The organism is Humibacillus xanthopallidus (genome assembly GCF_006716675.1).
Lineage (GTDB): Bacteria > Actinomycetota > Actinomycetes > Actinomycetales > Dermatophilaceae > Humibacillus > Humibacillus xanthopallidus_B.
Genome location: NZ_VFPM01000001.1, coordinates 1,145,927 through 1,170,170, shown reverse-complemented (window position 1 = coordinate 1,170,170; position 24,244 = coordinate 1,145,927). Strand labels below are relative to the sequence as shown.

General features: G+C 71.6%; 22 protein-coding genes, 1 tRNA gene, 1 other RNA gene and 2 pseudogenes. 9 read left to right on the top strand and 17 right to left on the bottom strand.

The features are described 5' to 3' along the window. Nucleotides 1-5: 5 nt before the first annotated feature. From FBY41_RS05010 to FBY41_RS04995, 4 genes are all read right to left on the bottom strand, one after another. Nucleotides 6-749 (bottom strand): hypothetical protein, encoded by a 744-nt coding sequence (locus FBY41_RS05010; RefSeq protein WP_141842249.1) that lies wholly within the window; start codon nucleotides 747-749, stop codon nucleotides 6-8. Between the two features lie 97 nt (nucleotides 750-846). Next, complete coding sequence (locus FBY41_RS05005; RefSeq protein ID WP_141842248.1) at nucleotides 847-1,131, bottom strand: antibiotic biosynthesis monooxygenase family protein; 285 nt, start codon at nucleotides 1,129-1,131, stop codon at nucleotides 847-849. 63 nt (nucleotides 1,132-1,194) lie between these two features. Next, a complete protein-coding gene (locus tag FBY41_RS05000) occupies nucleotides 1,195-4,020 on the bottom strand; it encodes a helix-turn-helix transcriptional regulator (protein ID WP_185748893.1) in 2,826 nt (941 codons plus the stop codon). A 274-nt stretch (nucleotides 4,021-4,294) separates the two neighbouring features. After that, nucleotides 4,295-5,860 carry an outer membrane protein assembly factor BamB family protein gene (locus tag FBY41_RS04995; protein WP_260439562.1) on the bottom strand — a complete coding sequence of 522 codons (1,566 nt, stop codon included), beginning with the start codon at nucleotides 5,858-5,860 and terminating at the stop codon, nucleotides 4,295-4,297. A gap of 155 nt (nucleotides 5,861-6,015) precedes the next feature. On the opposite strand from FBY41_RS04995, the gene FBY41_RS04990 reads away from it, so the two are divergent. After that, nucleotides 6,016-6,351 (top strand): TfoX/Sxy family protein, encoded by a 336-nt coding sequence (locus FBY41_RS04990; RefSeq protein ID WP_141842245.1) that lies wholly within the window; start codon nucleotides 6,016-6,018, stop codon nucleotides 6,349-6,351. Between the two features lie 69 nt (nucleotides 6,352-6,420). Here FBY41_RS04990 and FBY41_RS04985 read toward each other — a convergent pair. Then, nucleotides 6,421-6,629 (bottom strand): annotated as a pseudogene (locus FBY41_RS04985) (creatininase); the annotation flags it as partial. Here FBY41_RS04985 and FBY41_RS04980 point away from each other — a divergent pair. Next, nucleotides 6,623-6,847 (top strand): annotated as a pseudogene (locus tag FBY41_RS04980) (formyltransferase family protein); the annotation flags it as partial. The pseudogenes FBY41_RS04985 and FBY41_RS04980 sit on opposite strands and share 7 nt — an antisense overlap. 153 nt (nucleotides 6,848-7,000) lie before the next feature. Here FBY41_RS04980 and FBY41_RS04975 read toward each other — a convergent pair. Both FBY41_RS04975 and FBY41_RS04970 read right to left on the bottom strand, forming a co-directional pair. Then, on the bottom strand, nucleotides 7,001-8,041 hold the full coding sequence (locus FBY41_RS04975; protein WP_141842244.1) for an NAD(P)-dependent alcohol dehydrogenase: 1,041 nt from the start codon (nucleotides 8,039-8,041) through the stop codon (nucleotides 7,001-7,003). 134 nt (nucleotides 8,042-8,175) lie between these two features. Continuing rightward, nucleotides 8,176-8,646, bottom strand: coding sequence for a MerR family transcriptional regulator (locus FBY41_RS04970; RefSeq protein WP_141842243.1), 471 nt, complete (start codon nucleotides 8,644-8,646; stop codon nucleotides 8,176-8,178). 345 nt (nucleotides 8,647-8,991) lie between these two features. Here FBY41_RS04970 and FBY41_RS04965 point away from each other — a divergent pair, with 345 nt between their 5' ends. Next, on the top strand, nucleotides 8,992-9,918 hold the full coding sequence (locus FBY41_RS04965; RefSeq protein ID WP_185748892.1) for an alkaline phosphatase family protein: 927 nt from the start codon (nucleotides 8,992-8,994) through the stop codon (nucleotides 9,916-9,918). Here FBY41_RS04965 and FBY41_RS04960 read toward each other — a convergent pair. Continuing rightward, on the bottom strand, nucleotides 9,860-10,420 hold the full coding sequence (locus FBY41_RS04960; protein WP_141842241.1) for an SOUL family heme-binding protein: 561 nt from the start codon (nucleotides 10,418-10,420) through the stop codon (nucleotides 9,860-9,862). The genes FBY41_RS04965 and FBY41_RS04960 overlap by 59 nt on opposite strands. 75 nt (nucleotides 10,421-10,495) lie before the next feature. Between FBY41_RS04960 and FBY41_RS04955 the strand changes: the two genes are divergently transcribed. Beyond that, entirely contained in the window at nucleotides 10,496-11,332 is an 837-nt protein-coding gene (locus FBY41_RS04955) for a helix-turn-helix transcriptional regulator (RefSeq protein ID WP_185748891.1), read from the top strand. A gap of 73 nt (nucleotides 11,333-11,405) precedes the next feature. Here FBY41_RS04955 and FBY41_RS04950 read toward each other — a convergent pair whose 3' ends face one another. After that, on the bottom strand, nucleotides 11,406-13,103 hold the full coding sequence (locus tag FBY41_RS04950) for a helicase HerA-like domain-containing protein (RefSeq protein ID WP_141842239.1): 1,698 nt from the start codon (nucleotides 13,101-13,103) through the stop codon (nucleotides 11,406-11,408). Here FBY41_RS04950 and FBY41_RS04945 point away from each other — a divergent pair. Together FBY41_RS04945 and FBY41_RS04940 are read left to right on the top strand one after the other, a co-directional pair. Beyond that, a complete protein-coding gene (locus tag FBY41_RS04945) occupies nucleotides 13,059-13,355 on the top strand; it encodes a type II toxin-antitoxin system VapB family antitoxin (RefSeq protein WP_141842238.1) in 297 nt (98 codons plus the stop codon). The two genes, FBY41_RS04950 and FBY41_RS04945, sit on opposite strands and share 45 nt — an antisense overlap. Before the next feature lie 53 nt (nucleotides 13,356-13,408). Then, nucleotides 13,409-13,948, top strand: coding sequence for a LytR C-terminal domain-containing protein (locus FBY41_RS04940; protein WP_141842237.1), 540 nt, complete (start codon nucleotides 13,409-13,411; stop codon nucleotides 13,946-13,948). Between the two features lie 150 nt (nucleotides 13,949-14,098). On the opposite strand, the gene argF is transcribed toward FBY41_RS04940, so the two are convergent. The 3 genes from argF to FBY41_RS04925 all read right to left on the bottom strand — a co-directional run bounded on the left by argF (nucleotide 14,099) and on the right by FBY41_RS04925 (nucleotide 16,281). Next, nucleotides 14,099-15,118 (bottom strand): ornithine carbamoyltransferase, encoded by a 1,020-nt coding sequence (gene argF / locus FBY41_RS04935; protein ID WP_141842236.1) that lies wholly within the window; start codon nucleotides 15,116-15,118, stop codon nucleotides 14,099-14,101. 65 nt (nucleotides 15,119-15,183) lie between these two features. Beyond that, nucleotides 15,184-16,116: an MBL fold metallo-hydrolase gene (locus FBY41_RS04930; protein ID WP_141842235.1), complete on the bottom strand. Its 933-nt coding sequence runs from the start codon at nucleotides 16,114-16,116 to the stop codon at nucleotides 15,184-15,186. 77 nt (nucleotides 16,117-16,193) lie between these two features. Beyond that, nucleotides 16,194-16,281: transfer RNA gene (locus FBY41_RS04925), tRNA-Ser, on the bottom strand. Between the two features lie 85 nt (nucleotides 16,282-16,366). On the opposite strand from FBY41_RS04925, the gene ffs reads away from it, so the two are divergent. Next, nucleotides 16,367-16,463: signal recognition particle sRNA small type (gene ffs / locus FBY41_RS04920), an RNA gene on the top strand. A 139-nt stretch (nucleotides 16,464-16,602) separates the two neighbouring features. Here the strand turns inward: ffs and FBY41_RS04915 are convergent. After that, nucleotides 16,603-17,676, bottom strand: a complete 1,074-nt coding sequence (locus FBY41_RS04915; RefSeq protein ID WP_141842234.1) for a LacI family DNA-binding transcriptional regulator — start codon at nucleotides 17,674-17,676, stop codon at nucleotides 16,603-16,605. Between the two features lie 98 nt (nucleotides 17,677-17,774). On the opposite strand from FBY41_RS04915, the gene FBY41_RS04910 reads away from it, so the two are divergent. Next, complete coding sequence (locus tag FBY41_RS04910) at nucleotides 17,775-19,010, top strand: MFS transporter (protein WP_141842233.1); 1,236 nt, start codon at nucleotides 17,775-17,777, stop codon at nucleotides 19,008-19,010. An 84-nt stretch (nucleotides 19,011-19,094) separates the two neighbouring features. Further along, a complete protein-coding gene (locus FBY41_RS04905; RefSeq protein WP_141842232.1) occupies nucleotides 19,095-20,306 on the top strand; it encodes a GNAT family N-acetyltransferase in 1,212 nt (403 codons plus the stop codon). Between the two features lie 116 nt (nucleotides 20,307-20,422). Here FBY41_RS04905 and FBY41_RS04900 read toward each other — a convergent pair whose 3' ends face one another. From FBY41_RS04900 to egtD, 4 genes are all read right to left on the bottom strand, one after another. Next, nucleotides 20,423-21,838 carry a hypothetical protein gene (locus FBY41_RS04900; RefSeq protein ID WP_141842231.1) on the bottom strand — a complete coding sequence of 472 codons (1,416 nt, stop codon included), beginning with the start codon at nucleotides 21,836-21,838 and terminating at the stop codon, nucleotides 20,423-20,425. Between the two features lie 3 nt (nucleotides 21,839-21,841). Then, nucleotides 21,842-22,498 carry an ABC transporter ATP-binding protein gene (locus FBY41_RS04895; protein ID WP_141842230.1) on the bottom strand — a complete coding sequence of 219 codons (657 nt, stop codon included), beginning with the start codon at nucleotides 22,496-22,498 and terminating at the stop codon, nucleotides 21,842-21,844. 151 nt (nucleotides 22,499-22,649) lie between these two features. After that, nucleotides 22,650-23,111 carry a DUF3817 domain-containing protein gene (locus tag FBY41_RS04890; protein ID WP_141842229.1) on the bottom strand — a complete coding sequence of 154 codons (462 nt, stop codon included), beginning with the start codon at nucleotides 23,109-23,111 and terminating at the stop codon, nucleotides 22,650-22,652. A 172-nt stretch (nucleotides 23,112-23,283) separates the two neighbouring features. Next, nucleotides 23,284-24,243 (bottom strand): L-histidine N(alpha)-methyltransferase, encoded by a 960-nt coding sequence (egtD, locus tag FBY41_RS04885; RefSeq protein WP_260439561.1) that lies wholly within the window; start codon nucleotides 24,241-24,243, stop codon nucleotides 23,284-23,286. Nucleotide 24,244 lies beyond the last annotated feature (1 nt).

The following is a 24,244-nucleotide window of genomic DNA, read 5'->3' as shown; positions in this document are numbered from 1 at the left end:
TCTCTTCACCGGGTGCGGGCGGTCGGCGCGGTCGTGGCGTCGAGCTGCACCGGCGTTCCGGTCTGCGGGGCAGGCTGGCCGGGGGCACTGACGTACGCGTACACCCTTCCGGGCGAAGGGCGCAGCACCTGCGTGCGGGCGAACTCGAGGACCGTGGCCGCATCTGCCCCTCGGACGTACATCGTCAGGTCCCGGCCCTCGACGAAGGGGCCGTGCACGCTCACTTCCGCTTCTCGGCCCTTCGTCGCGGCTCGTTCGAGGGTCGTCGGCAGCGCCCGCCACCACGCGGTCACCGAGTCCTCCGTCCCGTAGGACTCCAGGACGAGCCGGGCCTCCACGTCGTCGGGCGCGACGGGCTCGCGCTGGTAGCGGGGCGCTGCGGGCATGCCCTCCCCGGTGATCGTCCACGTGTCCGACGTGCACGCACCGGTGCGCCGCGCGACGACCGCGCCCTGCAGGTCGCGCGCCACCAGCTGCTCCTGCTCGCACCCATCGCCGCCCCCGTACCAACCCTCCTTGGTGCGCCATGCCAGAAGAGCCGACCCCTCCACTCCCGGAGAGCGCACGACGTCGGCCCGCTCGATGAGCAACGGACGGCCGCTCTCGTTGCGCACGTCGAGGAAGGGATACGGCTCCTGGAGCGAGTAGAAGAGCACGACCATGAGCGCGATGTATCCGGTGACGCCCACACCGACCACGATGAGGGCAACGCGCAGCACCTCGCCGGCCACGGTCTGAGTCCTGCCCATCGCACCCCCTGTCCCTGACGGTCAGGGTAGGAGCGCCGGGCGACTGGGTCTGCGGACCGCGCGACAGCGTGCGGCAATCGTGACCTTGCCGCTCCCGTCAACCGATCCTGGTGGCCGTGAACGGCCTCGCCACCAGCTCCATCACCGGGGCGTAGACACCCGAGTCCATCGCTGACTGCACAGCCTCGGCCTGCGCGTCGGCGGACTCCCACTCGGCGATCTCGACGAGACCGTCGCCGCTGTCGAGCGTCTCGTAGACCGTGCTGCCGAGGAAGCCCGGGGCCTCCGGCCCGTGGGTCGCCGAGATGCCTTCGAGCACCTGCCGCAGATCGGTGCGTCTGCCCGGCTGGGCCTGGAACTGGATGACCACCCTGATCGTCATGCGCGCCTCCTTGGGTCGTGAGCCGGATGGACCGATCCTCCGCCGACGGCCCGGCCGGAGACATCACTCGATCGAGCGATGAACCATCACGGCGAGCTCGACCCGGTTCGACACCCCGAGCTTGGCGAAGACGTGCCGCAGGTGGGTGTTGACGGTGTGCGGGGAGATGTAGAGCCGTCTCGCGATCGCGCCGTTGGTCATGCCCTCCGCGACGAGCGCCGAGACCGACCGCTCCGTCGCGGACAGGCTCTGCCACCCCGTCGCGGGCCGGCGTCTGGGCCCGCGCGGCCCGGGGTGGGCACCGAGGTCACGAAGCTGCGCCCGCACCCGTCCCGCCCATGCCTCCGCCCCGGCTCGTTCGAGCCGCTCGAGAGCCTCCATCAACAGCGCCGTCGCCTCGTCCGTGCGGCCGCACCCGGCGAGCACGCGGGTGGCGTCATCACACGCCCCGACGTGCTCGAGCAGCAGCGGCGACTTCCGGGCCAGACCCACGGCTTCGAGGGCAGCGTCGACGTCCCCCGCGACGAGCGCCGTGCACCTCAGGGCGACACTGCGCACGGACGGGATGTCCGGCTCGAGGGCGGCCGCTGCCACCGCACCCTCGGTCACCTCGACGGCGACAGCGCGGTGATCCAGTGCGAGCGCGAGCCGGACGAGATCGGGCGCCAGCTTCCGGTGGTAGTACGCGCTCGCATGCGTCGCGTCGTGGCGCCAGCACCGCAGCAGCACGTCAAAGGCACTCCGGTCGTCGCCGAGGCCGGAGCGGAGCCGGGCCACCGCGAACGCGATGATGCCGGCGTTGTAGCTCAGCTCCTCGCCCGTGAGCGACCCCTCGATGCCGGACGCCAACGTGGACGCGGCGGCGAGGTCGCCGGCTCCCGTCGCGATGATGGTCTGGAAGGCGAGGGACTGGGACAGCAGGAGCGGGTGGTGCTTGCGCCGCGCGGCCTCCTCGGCTGCGACGAGCCGGGGCCCCGCGTCCTCCCAATCGCCGACCTCGAAGCAGGCGGCCGCGTCGGCCATCAACGTGTCCGCGAGCCACCAGCCGGAGCCGAACTCCTCGTCGAGGGCATCGCGGTATGCCGCCCGCGCCTCCTTCACGAGGTCGCAGTCGAAGAGCGTGAGGCCGAGGAAGAGCTTCGGCTGCAAGGGCGGTGGGGGCGTGCCGGACGCGGTCGCGGCCAGGGAAGCGGCACGCCGCGCCTGAGCCAGCGCCTCGCCGAACCTGCCCTGGCGTCCCACCGCGACGAGCAGGGCCGTCAGCGCCCAGACCGTCAGGGCGCCGACCCCCGCGCCCTCGGCGATCTCGAGCGCTCGACGCGCGACGGACTCACCCGCGGGCGCGTCTCCGGAGTAGGTCAGGGCCCAGCTCTGCTGAGCGAGGACCGGCACCTCTTCGAGGGGGTGGAGCGGGGTCGGTCCGGCAAGGACGGCCTGCGCGACGGTGATCACCTCGGGGGCGCGGTTCTGCAGGGCCAGCGCACCGAGGAGCGCAAGACGCAGTCTCACGTCCACCGCGGGTGCGTGGCTTCGCGCGAGCACCGCCTCGGCCCGGCTCGATGCCTCTTCGACCTGACCCGCACGCAGCAGCGCCTCGACGACCTCTGCCGAGACCTCGTCCACATCGGGATGGCCGGGGCGCAGCAGCGCCTCGGCCCGGCGCAGCAGACCGACGCTCACGGTCGGCGCGCTCGGCAGGGCCTCGCGGGCGGCGTCGCGCAACCAGGCGACAGCCTCGTCGTCACCTCGCTCCGACCCGAGCGCCAGGTGGTCGGCCACATCCAGCCGGTCGGCGCCGGCCCTCATGAGGGCCACCCCCGCCTGTCGGTGGAGCACGCGTCGGGTGGGGGCCGGGATGCGCTGGTAGATCGCGGCCTGCACGAGCTGGTGCCGGAAGACCAGTCGGTCGTCGGCCTCGTCGAGCAGTCGCGCGTCGAAAGCCTCGCCGAGTAGCCCGACGACCTCATCGGGTGTCGTGCGGGCGACTGCCGCGAGGTCGTGGACCCACACGGCATCACCCAGCACCGCGGCCACCTTGAGCAGCTCGAGGGTCGCGGGCGACAGGTCCCGCAGGCGACGAAGGACGAGGTCGCTCAGCGACGTGGGCAGCGTTGAGCTCGGCGCCTCGACCCGGGGGCCGGATCGGACGAGCGTGCCTTCGTCGGCCAGGGCTCGCAGCAGCGCCGTCGCCCAGAGCGGGTTCCCGCCTGCCTGGTCGAGCATCGTCGACAGGGTGGGGCCCGGCGGCCCGCCGAGCTCGTGGGCAGCGAGGGTGTGGACGTCGACCCGCGGGAGCGGGGCCAGCCGGAGTGTGCGTGCGCCAGCCGACTCGAGGTCATCGAGCAACCGCGCCACATCGGGAGACGCGGGCGACGACCGGACGGTCACGACGACGAGAACCGGGGAGAACGGCATACGGCGGACGACGGCGGATACCAGCGACAGGCTGGCCGGGTCTGCCCAGTGGATGTCCTCGGCGACGAGCAGGACCGGCCGGTCGGCGCACGAGGCCTCGACGAGGTCGACGACCTCCTCGAGCACCCGGAAGTGGAGGTCGCCGGCGGCGTGGTCCCCACCCCATCCGTCGCGGGCCAGCAGCGAGGCGATCGCGGCCCGGCGCGCGTCAGGTGGCCGCCGCTTGAGGTCGAGTGCAGAGGACACCATCGCAAAGGGTCTCGTGCGCTCGAAGGGATGAGCCTGGCCGTGGAACACGGTCACGCGACGGGCGTGGGCCTGCTCCTCGATGGCCTGCACGAGACGCGTCTTTCCGATGCCAGCCTCGCCCTCGATGACCAGCGCCGAGGCTCGTCCCTCGGCGAGCGCACCGAGGGCGGAAGTGGCTGCGGCCAGCTCGACCGCACGTCCCACGAAACCGGCGTGCGAGGACACGGCCTCAGCCTGCCGGAGGTGCCGAGGCGGCGTCCGCGTTTTGCACGGGGTGCGGAGCCGTCGGTCGGTGAAACCGTCGGGGGCCCGGCGGGACGCATCCCGCGATCGAGTGATGTTTCCGTCCGAAACGGTCCGGAGATCCGCCGTCATCGCCACCCGAGTGCGAGGACACCGTCATGCCGGCCGAATGGAGCTGTGAGCTGACGGACCCGTGCGGCGCCGCGTGCCCTCCGGCCAGACGTCCGGCCGGAGGGCACGCGGCGCTTTCGCGCTGCTACGTGCCGTTCACGGTGAAGGCGTAGAGCGCGCCGCCCGGCCGTGGATCCGGCGGGAGCGTCACGTAGCCGGTTCCCCAGTAGACGGTGCTGCCGACGACGGACGCCCCGGAGTAGCAGGTGTCACCGGAAGGGAAGTCCCAGAGGACCGCGCCGGACGACGCCTTGAGCGCATACATGTGCCCGTCGGCATCGCCGGAGCATCCGAAGACGACACCGTCGACCGCGGTGACCGGCCCGGGTGCGCCGGCTCCGGTGGGTGCTGCCGTGGTCCACATGATGCGACCTGTCGCGGCGTCGAGACCGGCCCAGCCCCCGGCGGTGGTGACGGTGCCGTCCTTGAGGGTCCAGGGCTTCGCCTCGCTGTTCGCGTTGGCCGTGTAGACCCGTGAGCCGTCAACGGCCGAGCCCCACTGGAGTCCGCCACCGACGCCGCCCGTGCCGGCCTGCGTCGACCACAGGACGGCACCGGTGTCCGGGTTGACGGCCCAGTACTTCCCGGACTTCTGACCCGCGCCGACGTACTCCGTGCCCTTGACCTTGTAGAGGGTCGGTGCCTGGCCGAAGTCGAAGTCGGGGCCGGGGTCAGCGGGACAGTCGGGGGTCGGCTCGGTGAACCCGGGCAGGAAGGGTATGCCGCACGCGAGGTTCCAGGCGTCGCTGGGCAGCGCGCGCATCGACCACTTCACAGCGCCCGTGGTCAGGTCCAGGGAGACGATGGCGTCGAACATGTCCGCCGGGTCGATGCACGCGGCGCGGGCCGCGTCATCGGGGGCGGTCGAGAGGCAGGCGGTCGCCGAGGCGGGGATCGAGTAGTTGTTCCCGGTCGCGATGTAGAGCGAGTTGCGCTTGACGTCGACCGCGGGAGCCGACCCCCAGACAGAGCCGCCCGTGTAGCCGACGGGCACCGTGTAGGTGAGCCACTGGATCACGCCGGTTGCGGCATCGACGGCCATCATCTTGCCCCGGAACGACAGCGGCACGCCGAACCTGACGAGGGCCTCCTCATAGGACGCGACCCCGACGTATGCCGTGCCGCCGACGACCGTCGCCGACTGCGTCAGGATCGGGAAGCCGCCCTCGATCTTCGTCTTCCAGACCATCGCGCCGGTTGCCTTGTTGATCCCGAGCAGATAGCCGTCCGGACTGAACGCCTTGCCGGCCTGGTCGCCGAGGACGAGGACATCGCCGGCTATGGCGGGCGTCGCTCTCGAGTAGTCGCCCGGGATTCCCGTGAGACCGGAGATGCTCGTCTGCCACGTGACGGCGCCCGTGGCGGCATCGATGGCGTAGAGGAACCCGGCGTCGTCGGGGACGTAGACGACGCCCTTCTCGACGGCGGGTGTCGCCGAGACGTTGCCCGTCGTCTGGGTCTTCCACTTGACGGCGAGAGAGCCGACGTTGCCGACCCCGAGACCAGAGCCCGGGTTGTAACGGCTGTTGGAGGTGTCGAACCCCCACGAGCTCCACGAGTCGGCGCGAACGGCCGCGGTCGAGGGAGCGATGATGACCATGCCGAGCAGTGCGGCTGTCCCAGCCGCCAGCAGGGCGCGTGAAGACTTCACCTGTGCCTCCTGCATCTGCGGCGCCAGACGGCGCTCGCAGCCCCATCGTCGTGAGGTGCGACAGACCGACACATCACTCGATCGAGTGATCTGCGACGAGGACGGCGCCGCGCGAAGGGCTGATGAGGGGCGGACAAGAGGCAGACAATGCCTTCATGGCCTACGACGAGGACCTTGCCGACCGGATCCGCGAGCTCGTGGCGGGTGAGGACCATGTCGCCGAGCAGCGCATGTTCGGCGGGCTCGCGTTCCTCGTCAACGGGAACATGGCGGTGGCTGCGAGCGGAGAGGGCGGGCTGCTCGTCCGCGTCGACCCTGAGGCGGCCGAGGCGTGGATCGACGCCGACGGCGGCGTGGCGCCGATGGTGATGCGGGGGCGTGAGATGCGCGGCTGGCTGCGAGTGCGCAACGGACTCGACGAGGCGGGGCTCAAGCAGTGGGTCTCGCGTGGCATCGCCTTCGCGGGCTCGCTGCCACCGAAGCAGAAGTGACGCCGGTGAGCCGTCCATAGCTGTGAGGATGGACGGCTCACCGGCTCGAACGCATACGGTCTCACGACCTCAGCAGGGGATGATGTTGTGCTCCGGGCCGAAGGGGAACTTCGTGATGTTCTCGGCGCCGTGCTCGCCGACGAAGAGGATGTCGTGCTCGCGGTAGCCGCCTGCTCCGGGCTGGCCGTCGAGGACGGTGATCATCGGCTCCATCGAGACCACCATGCCGGGCTCGAGGACGGTGTCGATGCCCTCGCCAGCTCCAGGCCGGCGCGGCGTCAAGACGGTCGGGGCCACGGCGCACTACGTCAGCAGCGAGCCCGACGAGGGGCCGATCATCTCCCAGCAGGTGCGCGAGGTGGACCACTCTTTCGGCCCCGAGGACCTCGTGGCTGCCGGGCGCGACACCGAGTGCCGGGCCCTGTCCAATGCCGTGAAATGGCACTGCGAGGGCCGCGTCATCCTCCACGGCAGCCGCACCGTCATCCTCCTCTGACCCGGTTCGCCCCACCTCACGCCACCGCACCTCGTCTCACCAACTCGAGTGGCCACGTCGTCACGTGACGACGCGGCCACTCGAGTCGGGGCGTGGGCCGGGGCGCGGATCAGTCGCGGCTCCCGGCGGCATACCCCCTCGTGGGTGACCTGGTCAGACGAGCGTGCTCGTGTCGATGACGAAGCGGTAACGGACGTCGGAGGCGAGCACGCGCTCGTACGCCTCGTTCACCTGGTCGGCCGCGATGATCTCGACCTCGGCGCCGAGGTGGTGCTCGGCGCAGAAGTCGAGCATCTCCTGGGTCAGGGCGATGCCGCCGATCATGGAGCCGGCGAACGAGCGGCGCGCGCCGATGAGCGAGAAGACGTTGACGCTGAGCGGCTCCGGAGGAGCGCCGACGTTGACGAGGGTGCCGTCGACCGCGAGCAGGCCGAGGTAGGAATCGAGGTCGATGCGTGCGCTCACCGTGTTGATGATGAGGTCGAACCGCCCGGCGAGCTGCTCGAAGGTGGCCGGGTCGGAGGTGGCGAAGTAGTCGTCCGCCCCGAGACGCAGGCCGTCCTCCTGCTTCTTCAGTGACTGCGAGAGGACGGTGACGTCCGCGCCCATGGCGTGGGCGAGCTTGACGGCCATGTGGCCGAGTCCGCCGAGCCCGACGACCGCGACTCTCTTGCCCGGTCCGGCGCCCCAGCGACGGAGCGGCGCGTAGGTCGTGATGCCGGCGCAGAGCAGCGGTGCGGCCGCGGGCGCGTCGATGCCGTCCGGGACGGAGAGCACGTAGTCGGCGTCGACGACGACGTGGGTCGAGTAGCCGCCCTGCGTCGTGGTGCCGTCTCGGTCGGTGGCGGCGTAGGTGCCGACCATGCCCTTCTGGCAGTACTGCTCGTCGCCGTTGCGGCAGTTGGTGCACTCGCCGCAGGAGTTGACCATGCAACCGACACCCACCCGGTCGCCGACCGCGTGGCGGGTGACGTCGGCCCCGATCTCGGTCACCGTGCCGACGATCTCGTGGCCCGGCACGACGGGGAAGGGCTGCGGACCCCAGTCGCCCTTGACGGTGTGGATGTCGGAGTGGCAGATCCCGGCGTACTCGATCTGGATGAGGACGTCGTTCGGGCCGACGTCGCGGCGCTCGATGACAGTGGGGGCCAGGGGCTGGCCGGCGGCCGGAGCCGCGTAGGCGGTGACGCGCATGGGTGTCTTCCTTTGCTGGTGGACTTCGTGGGCAGGTTGAATCGACTCGACGGCGGCGCCGCAACGCCAGGCTGCGCCGGCCATTCGTGTGGCCGGGCGAGTGAGGGCCGGGCGAGTGAGGTGGAAGGGCGGGCCTACAGCACGTGCGGCTTTCTCGCCCCGCGCAGCTCGTCTGCAAGAGCACGAGCCTCGGCGGACAGCAGGTCGGCTCGAGCGGTGTCGCCGCTCTCGACCGCTCGCCAGTAGTCGATCTTGATCTGGACGTACCGACGGCGCAGCACGATCTGCTCGGCCTCCGCCGCGAGGCGCTGCGCCTGCGCCGAGAGCAGCTCGATCTGGCCGAGGGCGGCCTCCGGACCGAGCGCTCCGTTGGCGACGTAGGCGCGCATGTCGCCCACGGACATGCCGGTGGCAGCCAGACAGGCGACCCACATGAGCTGGTCGAGGTCGCCCTCGTCGTAGACGCGGTGTCCGCTGCTCGCGCCTCGGCTGACCGGGGCGATCACCCCGATCGACTCGTAGTAGCGCAGCGTGCTCGCGGGCAGTCCGGTCAGGGCCGCCGCTTCCCTGATCGTGTACTCGCGCTGCGTGGTGGAGGAGGTCACCTCCTCAACGCTAGGAACTTCAAGTGCGTGAAGTCAAAGCCCGCAGGACTCTCGGCGAACCGGCAGCCACGGACCATGGCATCGCACGGCCCGTCCGTGCTTGGCTGGTGTGACGACAGGGTGTGCGACGGATCGGAAGGACAGCGGACGTGAGCGGAATCCCTGGGCACCGGGTCATCGTCTTCCTCCAGGAGAACAAGACGACGGACTTCTACTTCGCGTCGATGGCGGCCTCGGGTGCCGCCGTCGCCGACCACGGGGCGCTGCTCGACAGCCCTCCGAACTTCGACCAGCCCCACGACCGCAACGCCTGGGTGCACCACTCGATGGGGGGACTACGCAGCCGTGGCCGCGCAGGTGGACAGCGACGTCGTCATCCCCTTCTACGCTTGGCTCGCCAAGCAGTTCGTCTTCTGCGACCACCACTTCGGCGCCGGCTCGAACTCCACGCCCGGGCACACGCTCGCGGTGGGTGGGCAGATGCCCACGATGAGGAACCCGCCCTTCGTGGGCGCCCACCCGGTCTGGGACCTGCCGTCGATCTTCACGGTCGCGCAGGCGGCGGGGGTCAGCTGGGCAGCCTTCCCCGACCATTCGGGCTACCCCGCCAAGCTCTACAGGTCGCTCAGTACGGCGCCCGGCCACGCCAACGTGCACCCGCCGAGCCAGTTCGTGCCGATGGCCAAGGCGGGCACGCTCCCGCAGGTCTGCTACGTGTGGAGCCCCGGCGGCTACGACGAGCACCCGCCCTTCGTCAGCGACCCCAGCTACGTCACCAGGGGCCACGACCTCGTGTGGCAGCGTGTCCAGGCCGTCATCGACGGGGGCGGCTGGGACGACACGACCTTCGTGCTCACGTGGGACGACTGGGGCGGCTACGCCGACTCCGTCCCCACCCCGGCGATCGAGACCCTGCCCGACGCGCTGCACCCGAGCGGGTATGCCGCGATCGGCGGTTCGCGCATCCCGCTCGTGATGTTCGGGGGCCGGGTCCCGCAACGCATCGACACCCAGTGGCACTCCCACGCCAGCATCCCGAAGACGATCATCGACCTGCTCGGCCTGCCGCCCATGAAGGTCTCGCGCGTCGACGACGCCCCGTCGCTCGCCCACCTCGTCGACCCCGCTGTCTCGAGGCCGCTGCCTCCCGCACCCGGCACCGTGATCACCCAACCGAAGTGCTCTCTCGATCGGCGGCTCGCCCGACCAGTGGTCACTCGGGGGCAGCGACGTCCTGCACGACCTCGTTGCGGCGCAGGAAGAAGGGCATGAAGGGCGGGTCGAAGCGCGCCCACCGCGGCGACCCGACCGGCGTCAGCCCCGCGGCCCGGATCGCGCTGTCGAGCTCGGCACGGTGGTGCTCGAAGGAGTCCTGCGTCCACCGCCCGCGGTACTGGCGGGCGGCCGCCAGCACCTCAGGGCGCTCGTGCAGGTGCACCTCGGGACTCGTGGGCACCGGCGCGGTCGCGAGAGTGAGCGATGCCGGCAGGACGAAGGCGACGGCATACGCCCCCTCGCTCGTCTCGCGCTGCTCGACGGGCGCGGTCATGGCGATCTTCTCGGACTCGCGCTGGACGACGGGCGCCGTCATGGCCACCTTCGTGGCCGAGCGGTTCTGGCCGCTGATGTAGCCGAGCAGCGTCCGGAAGGCTGCGTTGCCCGCCTCCTCGAACGGCGCTGTCACGACGACCTCGGCGACGACGTGCGGGGCATAACGCCGCAGCTCGAAACCGTCGTAGGTCGCCGCGACGTCGTAGGCCTGCTTCTCCGTCACACCGGCAACGCTACCCGCCGCACCGGGTCCGTCGCCGGCGACCGTGGGCCGCCTGCCGCTGGCAGGATGTGCGTCATGACGACGGACGTGCCGCTCAGCGTGCGCACCCCCTCACCCCTCGGTGAGTTCCTGCGGGCGCGCAGGCACCAGATCGCCCCGGAGGAGGTCGGGATCAGGCGCGCCAAGGGCCGGCGCCGGGTGGGCCTCAGCCGCACCGAGGTGGCCGAGCTCGCGCACATCTCCGTCGCCTACTACGACCTCATCGAGCGCGGTCGCGACCTGCGCCCGAGCAAGACCGTCATCGACGGTCTCGCGCGGGCGCTCAAGCTCGACGCCGACGGCCGAGCCCACCTGCACTCCATCGCCTCCGGCTCGGCGCCGCGTCGCAAGGCCGAGCCGGAGATCCTGAGCGAGGAGCTCGAGGAGCTGCTCGACTCGATCGACCCCAACCCCGCCTACGTCGTCGGCGCCCGTTGGGACGTGCTCGGCGCCAACCACACCGCCTGCCAGCTCTTCACCGACTGGGAGAGCAAGCGCACGAAGCGCGAGCGCAACCTGCTGTGGTTCTACTGCTGCGACCCGGCCGCCCGCAGCCTCTTCGTCGACTGGGAGCAGGAGGCGGCCGACCAGCTCGCGCTCTTCCGCGAGGCCTACGCCCGCCACCCCGACGACCCGGCCTACAAACGCGTGCTCGACGAGGTGTTCAAGGCCAACCCCGCGACGGCCACGTGGTGGGAGCAGCACGACTCCGACCCGACTCGCGGCCGTACCAAGCGGATTCGCCTCGACACCGGGCAGGTCATCCAGCTGCGTCAGCTCGTTCTCCAAGTCGCGGACGAGCCCGACATCCGCGTCATCAGCTACTTCGCCGACGCCGACGGCGACCTCGACGACGTCGAGTTCGACTACTAGCCCGCCCCTCGGCACGACGACGAGGGCGCCCCGACCCACGAACGGTCGAGGCGCCCTCAGGCGTGGTGTGGCCTCAGCGCTTGCGCGTGCCGAAGATGCTGCGGGTGATCTCGCGCCCGATCACCGTGCCGGCCGAGCGCAGCATCGACTTGAACGCCGAGCTGCCCGCGACCTGCTCGATGATGGTCGGCTCCTCCTTGGGGGCCGCCTGCCGCTTCGGCGCGGGAGCAGCAGGAGCCGGAGCCGCCGGCGCGGGGGGAGCGGGCGGGGTCTGGGCCTCGAGACGCTTGGTGAGCAGCTCGTAGGCGGACTCGCGATCGAGCACGGCGGCATACGTCGGCGCGATGGTCGACGACGCGATGATGCCGTCGATCGTCGCCTGGGGCGAGGGGTCCATGAGGGAGTTCGGTGCCTTCATGCGGGTCCACGCGACGGGCGTCGGCACGCCCTTGTCAGAGAGCACGGTGACGACGGCTTCGCCGATGCCGAGGCTCGTCAGCAGCTTCTCCATGTCGTATGCCGTGTGGGGGTAGGTCGCGATGGCCTGCTTGAGGGCCTTCGCGTCGTCGGGCGTGAACGCGCGCAGGGCGTGCTGCACGCGGTTGCCCAGCTGGGCGAGCACGCCCGCGGGCACGTCCTTCGGCGACTGGGTGACGAAGAAGACGCCGACGCCCTTGGAGCGGATGAGCCGCACGGTCTGCTCGATGGCCTGCAGGAACGCCTTGCTCGCGTCGTCGAAGAGCAGGTGCGCCTCGTCGAAGAAGAAGACGAGCTTGGGCTGGTCGAGGTCGCCCTCCTCGGGCAGCTCGTGGAAGAGGTCGGCGAGCAGCCACATGAGGAAGGTCGAGAAGAGCTGCGGGCGGTCCTGCACCTGGGGGAGCTCGAGGCACGAGATGATGCCCTTGCCGTCGGCAGCCGTGCGCAGCAGGTCGCGCGTGTCGAACTCCGGCTCGCCGAAGAAGTCGCCGGCGCCCTGGTCCTCGAAGGTGATGAGGTTGCGCAGGATGACCCCGGCGGTCGCGCTCGAGAGCCCCCCGAGCGCCTTGAGGTCGGCCTTGCCCTCGTCGGACGTGAGGTGGCTGATGACGGCGCGCAGGTCCTTGAGGTCGAGCAGCGCGAGGCCGTTCTTGTCGGCGTAGTGGAAGATGAGCCCGAGGCTGCTCTCCTGCGTGTCGTTGAGGCCGAGCACCTTGCTCAGCAGGGTCGGGCCGAAGCTCGTGATCGTCGCGCGGATCGCGATGCCGCTGCCCTTGCCGCCGAGGGTGAAGAACTCGGTGGGGTATGCCGTCGCCGTCCACTCCATGCCGACGCTCGTCGCGCGGTCGGTGATCTTCGCGCCCCCCTCGCCGGGGGTGGCGAGCCCGGAGAGGTCGCCCTTCATGTCGGCGAGGAAGACCGGCACGCCCTGCTCCGACAGCTGCTCGGCCATGAGCTGGAGCGTCTTCGTCTTGCCCGTGCCGGTGGCGCCGGCGACGAGACCGTGGCGGTTCATGACGCTGAGCGGGATCTGCACCGGTGCGTCGGGGTGGGCCTCGCCGTCGATGACCACCGCCCCGAGCTTGAGGGTGGGCCCGTCGAACGCGTAGCCGGCCCTGATCTCGTCGAGCTGGCTCGGGGTCTGATCGGGTGCCTGATCGGGGGTCTGATCGGGTGTCGCGGCAGCGGTGTCGGTCACGCTTCGAACTCTATCCGCCGACTTCACGGCTTCGCCGCCTATGCTGACCCGGTGATTTTCAAGGCCGTTGGCGACTCCCGTCCGTATCCCGATCATGGGCTCGAGACGACGAAGGACTGGTCGAACGTGCCACCGCGCGTCGTGCAGCTCGGCGAGCTCATCACGACGAAGAGCACGCTCGACCTCCGCGGGCTGCTCGCCGACGACTCGACCTTCTACGGTGACCTCTTTCCCCACTGTGTCGAGTGGGAGGGGGAGCTCTACCTCGAGGACGGGCTCCACCGGGCACTGCGGGCCGCGCTGCAGCAGCGGCCCGTGCTGCACGCGAGGGTGCTGGTGCTCACCTGACCGGACACCTGTCGGGCGCCTGACGGGGCAGACGAACGAGCGAAGGAGCGGGCATGTCGGAGATCGTCGACGATGACGGTGGCCGAAGCTACCGGGTGCGGCGACAGCGTCGCTCGGTGATCGTCATCGTGGTCGTCCTGCTCGGGCTCGCCGGCGCCTTCTACTACGCCTCGACCTACTTCCGGGCCACCGAGCCACAGGCCGGCCCCTGCACGACCGAGCCGGTCGCGGTGCCGCTGCGCACGAGCGACGTCAGCCTCAACGTCTACAACGCGACGAACCGCAGTGGACTCGCGTCGGCAGCCTCCAAGACCGCCATCGACCGCGGCTTCAAGGTCAAGAAGGTCGGCAACGACCCCAAGAAGGCGACGATCAAGCAGACCGCCCAGGTGCGCTTCGGGCCCGAGGGTGAGGCGTCGGCCAAGCTGCTGCTCGCCCACGTGCCCGGCGCGGTCGGCGTCAACGACAAGCGCGAGGGCGACACCGTCGACCTCGTGCTCGGCAACAAGTGGAAGAGCTTCGGGCCGGTGCCCGCGGTCATCACGCCGACCCAGACCCTGCGACCCTGCCCGACCATCACCGTCACGCAGTAGTTACCCGCACGTTCGGTAGCCCGGGCGACCGCTCAGCCGGTTCGGGGACGCATTCGCCGCACGTTCGGTAGCCCGGGCGACCGCTCAGTCGGTTCAGGGACGCATTCCCCGCACGTTCGGTAGCCCGGGCGACCGAACGTCCAGGAGGCGTCAGAGCCGAGCCATCGTGGCGACGATGAGGGCCTTGATCGTGTGCATGCGGTTCTCGGCCTGGTCGAAGACGATCGAGGCCTCCGACTCGAAGACGTCGTCGGTGACCTCGAGCTCCGCGAGGCCGAACTGGTCGTGCACGTCCTGTCCGACCTGCGTCTCGAGGTCGTGAAAGGCCGGAAGGCAGTGCATGAACTTGACCCGCGGATTGCCTGACAGCGCAAGCAGATCCGCGTTGACCTGATAGGGCCCGAGCAGCTCGATGCGCTCGGCCCACACCTCCTTGGGCTCGCCCATCGACACCCAGACGTCCGTGTGCACGAAGTCGACGCCCCGCACCCCGTCGGCCACCTCGTCGGTGAGCGTCACGCGCGCACCGGTCTCGGCGGCATACCGCCTCGCGACGGCGACGACGGCGTCGGTGGGCCACAGCGAGCGGGGGGCGACGATGCGAACGTCCATGCCGAGCATGGCGCCCGTGACGAGGAGGGAGTTGCCCACGTTGAAGCGGGCGTCGCCGACGTAGGCGTAGGCGATCTCGGTGTCGGGCTTGCCGGCGTGCTCGCGCATCGTCAGGGCGTCGCAGAGCGACTGCGTCGGGTGCCAGTCGTCGGTGAGGCCGTTCCACACGGGCACGCCGGCGTGCGCGGCGAGGGTCTCGACGACGTCCTGGCGGGTCCCGCGGTACTCGATGCCGTCATAGAAGCGGCCGAGCACTCGCGCGGTGTCCTTCGCCGACTCCTTGTGGCCGATCTGCGAGCCGCTCGGGTCGAGGTAGGTCGTGCTCGCGCCCTGGTCGGCGGCGGCGACCTCGAAAGCGCAGCGGGTGCGGGTCGAGGTCTTCTCGAAGATGAGCGCGATGTTGCGACCGACGAGCCGGCGCTCCTCGCGTCCCTCACGCTTGGCCGCCTTGAGGTCGGCGGCGAGGTCGAGCAGGGCTCGCAGCTCGTCGACCGAGAGGTCGGTCTCGCGCAGGAGGCTGCGCTGGTGCAGGGCGGAGAGGATGCTGCCGGCAGTCATCGCCCGATGCTGTCAGGAGCCGAGCGGGCGAGGCAACGCGATCTCAGGAGGGGCGTCGGCACTGCTCAGCGGACGAGGTGACGGAGCCGCTCGACGAGGGCCTGTGCGTAGAGCGGCACGGTGACCCTGGGTCCTTCGCCCACGCAGAAGACGATGTCGTCGAACCGGTGGATGCCGGGGCGCCCGGCGACCGTGCGGAAGTCGTCCCGCGCCTGCAGGAGCTGCTGCGGCGTCATGAAGGGGGAGGGCTCGTCGGGCTGGAAGCGAGCGCCGAGGGCGTAGTCGCGTCCCGGTCGGTTCGTCATCTCGACGTGGCAGCCGAGCACGTGGCTGACGGCGCCCGTCTCGACGAGCGCGGCCAGGCGATCGAGCGAGTCGAGCAGCGCCCCACTGTCGCCCACGTAGATGCGCCCCGGATAGACGGTGTCGCCGGTGTGCAGCAGCCCGGTCGAACGGTCGTGCAGCGCGATGGAGGCGGCCTCGTGGCCGGGGATGCCGAAGACGTCGACGACGCGGCCGCCGAGGTCCACCGGCACGACCTGGCGCGGCCAGTCGTCGATGCCGAAGTAGGCCTGCACGTCGGCGACCTCCGGGCCGACGACGGTCGTGTGCGGCCGGTCGGCGAAGGCGGCGTCGCCCGCCACGTGGTCGCCGTGCGCGTGGCTGTGCGCGACGACGAGCTCGTGGTGGCCGCTGTCGTGGCTCTGGGCCCGGTCGGCGAGCCACTGCGCGATGAGGCGGTCGACCGTCTCGCGCAGCAGCGAGCCCTCGACGGCGCCGGTGTCGACGAGCAGGCTCCGGCGCTCGCCGAGCAGCAGGAGGATGAAGGGCGCCTCGTAGGTGACGTCCTTGCTCTGCCGGATGAGGACCGTGCCGGGCGCGAGGTGGTGCACCTGCTGGGGTGGGTCGCTGCGGTGGGGGTCGTTGCGGCGGCGCCGTGACGCGGAGCCGTGGATCCACGTGACGTCCGTGTCGAGGGGGATCCAGCCGGCGGCCATGGCGACATTCTGGCGCCTGCGGGGCCGCGGGCACGGCACAGCCCCCGCCGCGCTGGGCGATGGGGGCTGTGTCGTGGTGGCGGAGGATGGGGGATTTGAACCCCCGAGGGTTTTATCCCAACACGATTTCCAATCGTGCGCACTAGGCCACTATGCGAATCCTCCGTGGGGGAGGCTACCGGAGGACCGGCGTCCTCAAGAAATCCGTGGGCCGGTTTCGGCCGGAGGCGGCTCCCGGCATACACTCGTCGTCGGCACCCCGCGTGGTGGTACCTCTCCGAACTCCCCCAGGGCAGGAATGCAGCAAGGGTAGGAGAGCTCTTCCAGGTACGTGGGGTGTCCTCTCTTCCCCGGCACCCCTCCGATCGCCAGCCCGATCGAGAGAGCAGTCCGTCGGGTTGCCCGGGCCACCACGGCCGATCGAGAGAGCAGCTCGTCGGGTCGGCGCGCCGCGGTATGCCGTCCGGCGCGCGTCGCTGCGGCAGCTCAGTCCGGCGGTGGCGCGGTCGTCGTGCCCTCGCGCAACCTGACCGGCTGGGTGATGCTGCGCGGCCGGCCCCCGGCGAGGGTGCGGCGCACGAGGGTGCCGAGGATGCGGCCCTTCTCGCGGCCCTGCTGGTCCATCGTCGTGAGCCGGTGCGGCAGCCACGGCAGGTCGACGCCGTCGAAGCCGGTGACCGAGAGGTCGGCCGGCACCGTGAGGCCGAGCTCCTCGGCCGCGATGACGACTCCGGCGGCGATGACGTCGGACTGGGCGACGATGGCGGTCGGTCGCTCGGCCCGCGGCACGTCGAGCAGGGCCCGACCCGCTGCGATGCCGCCCTCGACCGACGAGCCATCAGCGGTCTGCAACGCCGCGCCGCCAGGGAAGACGTCGCGGAAGCCGAGCAGTCGTCCGACCGACGGCACGCTGGCACTGCGGTGCGAGAGCTCGGCCTCGGGCACCGGGCCGGCGACGCTGCTCGGGAGCATCGGCATCGTCACCGTCGAGACCCGGCGATGGCCCAGGCCGCGCAGGTAGCGGGAGATCTCGGCCGCCGCACCGCGCTCGTCGACGCGCACCTGCGTGATCCGTCTGTCGGCGGGCACCCCGGTGCTGAACATCGGTATGCCGCGTGCGGCGAGGTGCTCGACCGCGGGGTGGTCGCCGGGGCCGCACAGCGAGAAGACGACGGCATCGAGGGCGAGGCCGGCGAGCCGAGGCACGGTCGACTCGGGGGATCCGGACGGCTGCCCGATGAGCAGCATGCCGGTCGGGATCGACTCGAGCTCCTCGGCGAGCCCATCCAGCACGGCGATGGCAAAGGGGTCGCGGAAGGCCATCTGCAGCCGGCCGTCGACGAGCACCCCGACAGCTCCTGCACGGCCCTGCCGCAGCGACGACGCCAGCGGGTTGGGGCCGGCGAATCCGAGCTCGGCGGCCGCCTGCTTGACCCGTTCGGCAGTGGCGGTGGCCACCGGGCCCTTGCCGCTGAAGACGAGGGATGCCGTCGACACCGAGACCCCCGCCCGCTCGGCCACGGTGCGCAGGGTCGGCCGGGCTTGACCTCGGGACGCCATGGGAGGCATCCTATCGAAACGGTTCGGTCGAATCGATTCGACCGAGCATCTGCACAGGAACACCCCGACCCACCAGCAAGGCGCGAGAGGCTTCACCCATGGACACCGCCGTCACCACCCCACCCCTGTCGGTCGTGCGCACCGCGCGCGCCGCGGTGTTCACGGCCTTCGCCATCAACGGCGCGGCGTTCGCCGCCTTCGCGTCGCGCGTGCCCGACCTCAAGCACGAGCTGTCGCTCTCTGCCGGTGAGCTCGGACTCACCCTCCTCGCCGCGTCGCTCGGCTCTGTCATCGGACTGCCCATCTCCGGCTTCATCGTCCACCGGCTTGGCGCCGCCCGCACCCTCATGGGCGCCGCAGTCATCCAGAGCGCGGGCCTCATGGGGCTCGGCCTGGCGGTCTCGGTGGCACACAGCCGCCCGCTCGCGATGGCGGGCCTCTTCCTCGTCGGGCTCGGCACCGGCATCTTCGACGTCGGCATGAACCTCGAGGGCACCCAGGTCGAGCAGCACCTCGGGCGCGCGATCATGCCGCACTTCCACGCAGCCTTCAGCGGTGGCACGGTGGTGAGCGCCCTGGTGGGAGCGGGACTCTCGGCTCTCCATGTGCCGATCGCCGTGCACCTCGGTGGGGTCGTCGTCATCCTCCTGTCGGTCACGCCGTGGTTCCTCCGGGCCTTCCTGCCTCGCACCGTCGAGATCGACGAGCACGGCACGCAGGTGCACGAGAAGGCAGGCATCGGCCGGGCCTGGCTCGAGCCGCGGACGCTGCTCATCGGCGTCGTCGTCTTCGCCGCGGCCTTCACGGAGGGCACGGCCAACGACTGGATCGGCGTCGCGCTCTCCGACGGCTACGGCATGCCGCGCTGGGCCGGCGTGCTGGGCTTCGCGGTCTTCCTGACGGCCATGACGGCGGGTCGCCTGCTCGGCACCCGAGTGCTCGACCGGCGCGGGCGTGTGCCCGTGCTGCGCGTGCTCTTCGTCGCCGCCGTCGTCGGGTGCATGCTCGTCGTCTTCGGAGGGCCGGTGCTTGCCTTCGTCGGTGCCGCGGTCTGGGGCATCGGCGCCAGCCTCGGCTTCCCGGTCGGCATGAGCGCGGCGGCCGATGAGCCGCTGCGGGCCGCCGCGCGCATCAGCGTCGTGACGACGATCGGCTACACCGCCTTCCTCGCGGGCCCCCCGCTGCTCGGCTTCCTCGGCGACCACGTCGGCGTGCTCCACTCGCTGCTCGTCGTCGGCGGTCTCGCCCTCGTCGCCATCTTGGCGGTGCCGGCCGTGCGCCCGCCCCGCCCCTCCTCCCCGTCGACTGGCCCCGCCGTCACCTCTGCACCGTGACCCGTGGGACGGGGCGGCCACTCGAGTGGTTGGTGCCCGCCACCCCCGTCGCTGCTGGGCCAGCCGCGACACTACGGTCGAGGCATGACCCTGCACCTGCGTGACATCACGGAGGCCGACCTGGCCGCGGTGCTCTCCCTCCGCAATCGGGCCTTCGGCCGACTTCCGGCAGGGGTCGACGGCACGTGGTGGGAGCGTGTCGCCGGAGAGACGCTCGGCGGTCGATGGCTCGGCGTCAGCGACGAGGGCGGCGAGCTCGTCGGAGCGGGGAGGATCCGTCCCTACGAGCAGGCCTGGGGTGGCCGCCACCTCCGGATGGGCGGCGTCGCCGGCGTCTACGTCGACCCGAGCGCCCGCGGGCAGGGCGTCGCGACCACCCTGACGCGCGGGCTCATCACCCGGATGGGCGAGCTCGGCGACGTGGTGTCGTGCCTCTTCCCGACGACCGTCAGCCTCTATCGCCGATCGGGCTACGAGGTGGGTGGGGTGCAGCAGCGCACGACGTATGCCGGCCACACCCTCCGAGCGCTCGACGATCGACAGAGCAGTTCGTCACCTGCGCGGCCCCGGCGAGCCCGGCCGGACGACGCTGAGGCGATCCACCGGCTCCTGCGCGACGATGCCGAGCGCCACGTCCAAAGTGGGCCGATGCCGCCGAGCATCGAGAAGCTGCGCGCAATGATCGAGCGCGACGAGCTCATCACCTACATGCTTGCTGACGGGGTGGTCATCTACGACCTGGCCACCGATGTCCTCACCGTCGAGCACCTCGCCGCCGCGACCCCGGAGACGGCGGCCGCCCTCTGGGGGCTCGTCGGGTCGGGCTCGTCGGCAGTGCCGATTGTGCACACCTACCTCGACCCGCGTGACCCGCTGACCCTCGTCCTCGAGGGGCTGCCCGCCGAGGAGCTCCGCCAGGTGCCGTGGATGGCGCGCGTCATCGATCTCGGCGCCGCCTTCGCGGGTCGCGGCTTCTCGCCGCTCGCCCGCGCCGAGGTGGACCTGGTCATCGACGACCCCGAGGCGCAGACCAACACCGGTCGGTGGCGGCTCTCGGTGGCCGACGGCAAGGGCTTCGCGACGCACGCCGACAGCGACCCCGTCCGCAGCGGCCCCGCCGATGCCGACACGCACGGCCTTCCCCGCGTGGGGGCTCGGGGGCTGTCGGCCCTCTGGTGCGGCTGGTCGACCTCGCGGCTACGCCAGGCCGGGCTGCTCGCCGGCGGATCAGGAGACGACGACGCCGCCCTCGACGCCATCTTCGCCGCGGCGCCCTACCTCACCGAGTACTTCTGACCCGCGCGACCCCGCCGCCGCGCTCGACCGCGCGACTCCGCCGCCGCGCTCGACGGCGTGACCCCACCGCCGCGCTCGACGGCGCACTCCGCCGGGCGGCATACGCCCCCGACCGCTCAGACGCGGTGGAGGTGGGTGAGCCGGCGCACCCGGTGCAGCCCCCAGGCGACGAGGCCGACGACGAGCCACACGGCGACACCGGCACCGCCCTCCCGGCCGGCGCGCAGCAGCAGGGGCAGCAGCGAGCCGACGACGAGCACGACGACGGACGGCATGAGGTACCACGCGATGAGGCCCTGCGGCCCGGACACCAGTGTCGGCTGCCCGCGGAACGCCGCCAGCAGGTGCCCGCCGGCGAGCGCCCCGAGCACGCAGACGATCGACGCGACCGCGCCGACACCCACGCCGCCGGCGCTGAGAAGGACGGCGACGGCATACGACCCCCCGAGCACGAGGGCGGCGAGCGCGGTCGGCACGACGAGGTGGGCACCCGCCTCCTCGAGCGGCCCGGAGCCGATGAGCGAGGGGGTGCCGATGTTGTCGGCCTGCAGCCGCAGCCCCTCGGCCCAGGCGCCGTAGCCGAGATAGAGGGGGACGAGTGCCACGGGCACCGCGATGCCGGGCGCGGCGGGCTGGGTGAGCGCCCAGGTGAGCACGACGGAGCCCAGCACGAAGAGGCCGAGCCCGGTGAGCATCGAGGAGGGCTGGCGGCGTAGCCCGAGGACGTCCCGACGCACGAGGACGGGGAAGGGCCGGCCCGCTCGCAGGCGCCGTCTCCGCGCGCGACGGACGGGGCGCGCGAACGTGAGCCGGGCGGTGCGCAGGTTGCCGGTCATCGCCGAGCCCGCGAGCGTCGAGGTGTTGGCGGAGTGCTGGCGCAGCGACTCCCCGTGCAGCTCGCGCAGGGCGTCGTCGACGCGCCACAGCAGAGAGAGGCCGCGGTCGGGTCCGGGCCACGAGCGCACCTGCGCCCACAGCCACACCCGCGCCACAGCGAGGCCGAGCACGAGCCCACCGACGAGCGCGATCGGGATGACGAGGGGGCCGACGACCCCGGCATAGGCGAGGCCCGCCGAGAGCGTCAGCCCCCCGAGCCCCCCGACGAAGAGCGCGCCCACGACGGCATACCGCCACCACCGTCGGACGGCGAGCGCCCGGTCGACCGGCGCTGCGAGCACGAGGTCGATCCAGGGCATCGGCGGCACGACCGGCCCGCGGAAGCGGCCCGCCCAGACCGCGGCTGCGAAGATCGCGGCCACCGCCGCCACTCCCACGCCGTATGCCGCCGCCGAGTGCAGCTGGTCGCGCAGGGTCGCGCTGTCGCTCGTCTTGAAGGTCGCCTGCACGATGGGGAAGCCGTAGACGGCCGCCATGAGCGTGAGGACGTAGGCGGCGTACCGGCCCTGGGCGCGAGCCTTGGCCGCGGCCTCGCCGCCGATGATCCAGTCGGCCTGGCCCAGCCACTCGTGGTCATCGACCTCGAAGGTGGGCAGGGCGTCGGCGCCCGACTCGGGAGGTGGTGGGGTCGTCATCGATCAGCGGGCAGGCACGATGTCGACGATGCGGGTGGCGAGCGCCGCCGTGAGGTCGGGGTCGTGGCAGGCCATGACGACGGTGACGCCGGACTGCGCGCGCTCCCTGATGATGCCGGCCACGACCTCGCGCTTCGCCGTGTCGAGGCGCTGCTCGGGCTCGTCGAGCAGGAGCACGGTGGCCGGGCGCGCGAGGGTGAGCGCGAGGCGGAAGAGCTGCTGCTGGCCCGAGGACAGCTCGTGGGGGAAGCGGTCGTGCAGGCCCTCGATGCCGAGCCGGCCGAGGAGGGCCTGGCCGCGGTCGTCGGACGTCGCCGGCTCGCCGCCCCACGTGGAGTCGACGAGAACGAGGTGGTCGACGAGCGTCAGGTCGCGATACGTCGTGGGAGCGCCGAGCAGGCCGGCGACGGCGGCGCGCACGGCTCGGTCGCGCTCGTCGGCCTCGCGGCCTCCGATCTGCGCGGTGCCGACGGTCGGCACGAGCAGGCCGCCGATGATGCGCAGCAGCGTCGTCTTGCCCGAGCCGTTCGGGCCGCGCAGGACGATGCACTCACCGGGGTCGGCGTGCACGTCGGTCGGCAGGAGCAGCGTCGTCTCGTCGATCGTCTTGCCGACGCCGTCGGCGCGCACCTCACCCGTCAGAGTCGCGACCGCGCTCATCCGCCCCACCCTTCGTCGACGACGTCCTCTGTCACTCGGGAGCCACCGTATGCCGCTCGCCTGAGATCACGCTCGACTGGCCATGTGTGAGCGACACCCCGCGTCGAGCGGCCGATCGAGATGGGCGCGCAGGCCGCACGGCGACGTCGGGTCAGCCCTGGGAGCTGACGGGCGGGCCGAGGACGAGCGCGACGCCGGTGAGGCCCGCGACGGCGACGAGGCCCACGGCGACGGCGACGGCGGGGCGGGCCAGGAGGGCAGCGACGAGTCGCTCGACGGGGTTGACGGGTGCGTCGCCGCCCCGACCGAGGCGCCAGTCGCCCTCGAGGCGTCCTCGACGCTCGAGACGGCGTTCCCACCAGACGGTGAGGAAGGGCGGCACGGCGCTCAGCAGGCCGAGCACGGCCTCCCGCAGGGTCCACCGCTGGTTGACCCAGAGCAGGAGGGTGACGAGGCAGAACGCGATGAAGACCACCCCGTGCACGAGACCGAAGACCGTGACGGCGAGGTCGGTCGTCCGCGTGACGTACTTGAGGAACATCCCGACCAGCAGCAGCGCCCAGGTCACGACCTCCGCGGCGGCGATCCGGCGGTAGAGGGTGCGGGGTGACATGGCGAACTCCTACGGACTGTCGTACGGACGGGCGCCCCCATCCTGCGCAACACACCGAGCAATCGCCAACTCCGCGTGGAATGCCGCGTGGGGTTGACGACTGCTCGGTGTGTTGCCGGAGCGGTGCGCCCGGTGGTGGCCCGAGTCGGCCGCACGAGCCCGAGGGCCGGCGTCAGGGGATGCGCTGGGCGAGCGTCAGGGCGAAGTCGTCGGCGTCGTCGGTCCAGGTGCGCTCGACCGCGAAGCCGGCCGCCGCGAGCTCGTCGCGCAGGCTCTCGAGGCGGAACTTCGTCGAGATCTCGACGCGGATCTCCTCACCGTGCGCGAGGTCGAACTCCAGGCCGGCGCCGGGGATCGTCACGCGCTGTGGCATGTCCGCCCGCAGCCGCAGGTCCATCCGCTCCTGGCGTGGATCCCAGAAGGGGATGTAGGAGAAGGCGTCGATGTCGAAGTCGGCCCCCAGCTCGCGGTTCAGCACGTGGAGGCAGTTCGTCACGAAGGCGGCGGTCACGCCGCGGCTGTCGTCGTAGGCCGCGATGAGCCGGTCGGCGCTCTTGACGAGGTCGGTGCCGAGGAGGAACCAGTCGCCGGGCTCGAGGCTGTCGTGCAGCGCCCCGAGGAAGGCGGCCCGCTCCTCGACGTAGAAGTTGCCGATGGTGCCACCGAGGAAGGCGACGAGCCGGCGCCCCCCTCGAGGGAGGTGCCCGAGGTGGAGGGTGAAGTCGCCGACGAGCGCCTCGACCTGCAACGACGGATAGCGCTCGGAGAGCCGTGCCGCCGCGTCGCGCAGCGTCTGCTCGGAGACGTCGACGGGCACGAAGCGCTCGACGCTGCCGAGCGCGGTGAAGGCGTCGAGCAAGGTGCGCGTCTTGTCGCTCGTGCCGCTGCCCAGCTCGACGACCGTCGTGGCGTCGCAGGCGCGCACGATGTCGGCGGCGTGGTCGCGCAGGATGGCGCGCTCGCGCTCGGTCGGGTAGTACTCGGGCAGGCGCGTGATCTCGTCGAACAGCTCGGAGCCCACGTCGTCGTAGAGCCAGGTGGGCGAGAGCGAGCGTGGCTGCGAGCCGAGGCCGCGGCGCACGTCGTCGACGAGCGCACCGGAGGCCCGCTCGGGGTCGAGGGCGACGGTCACG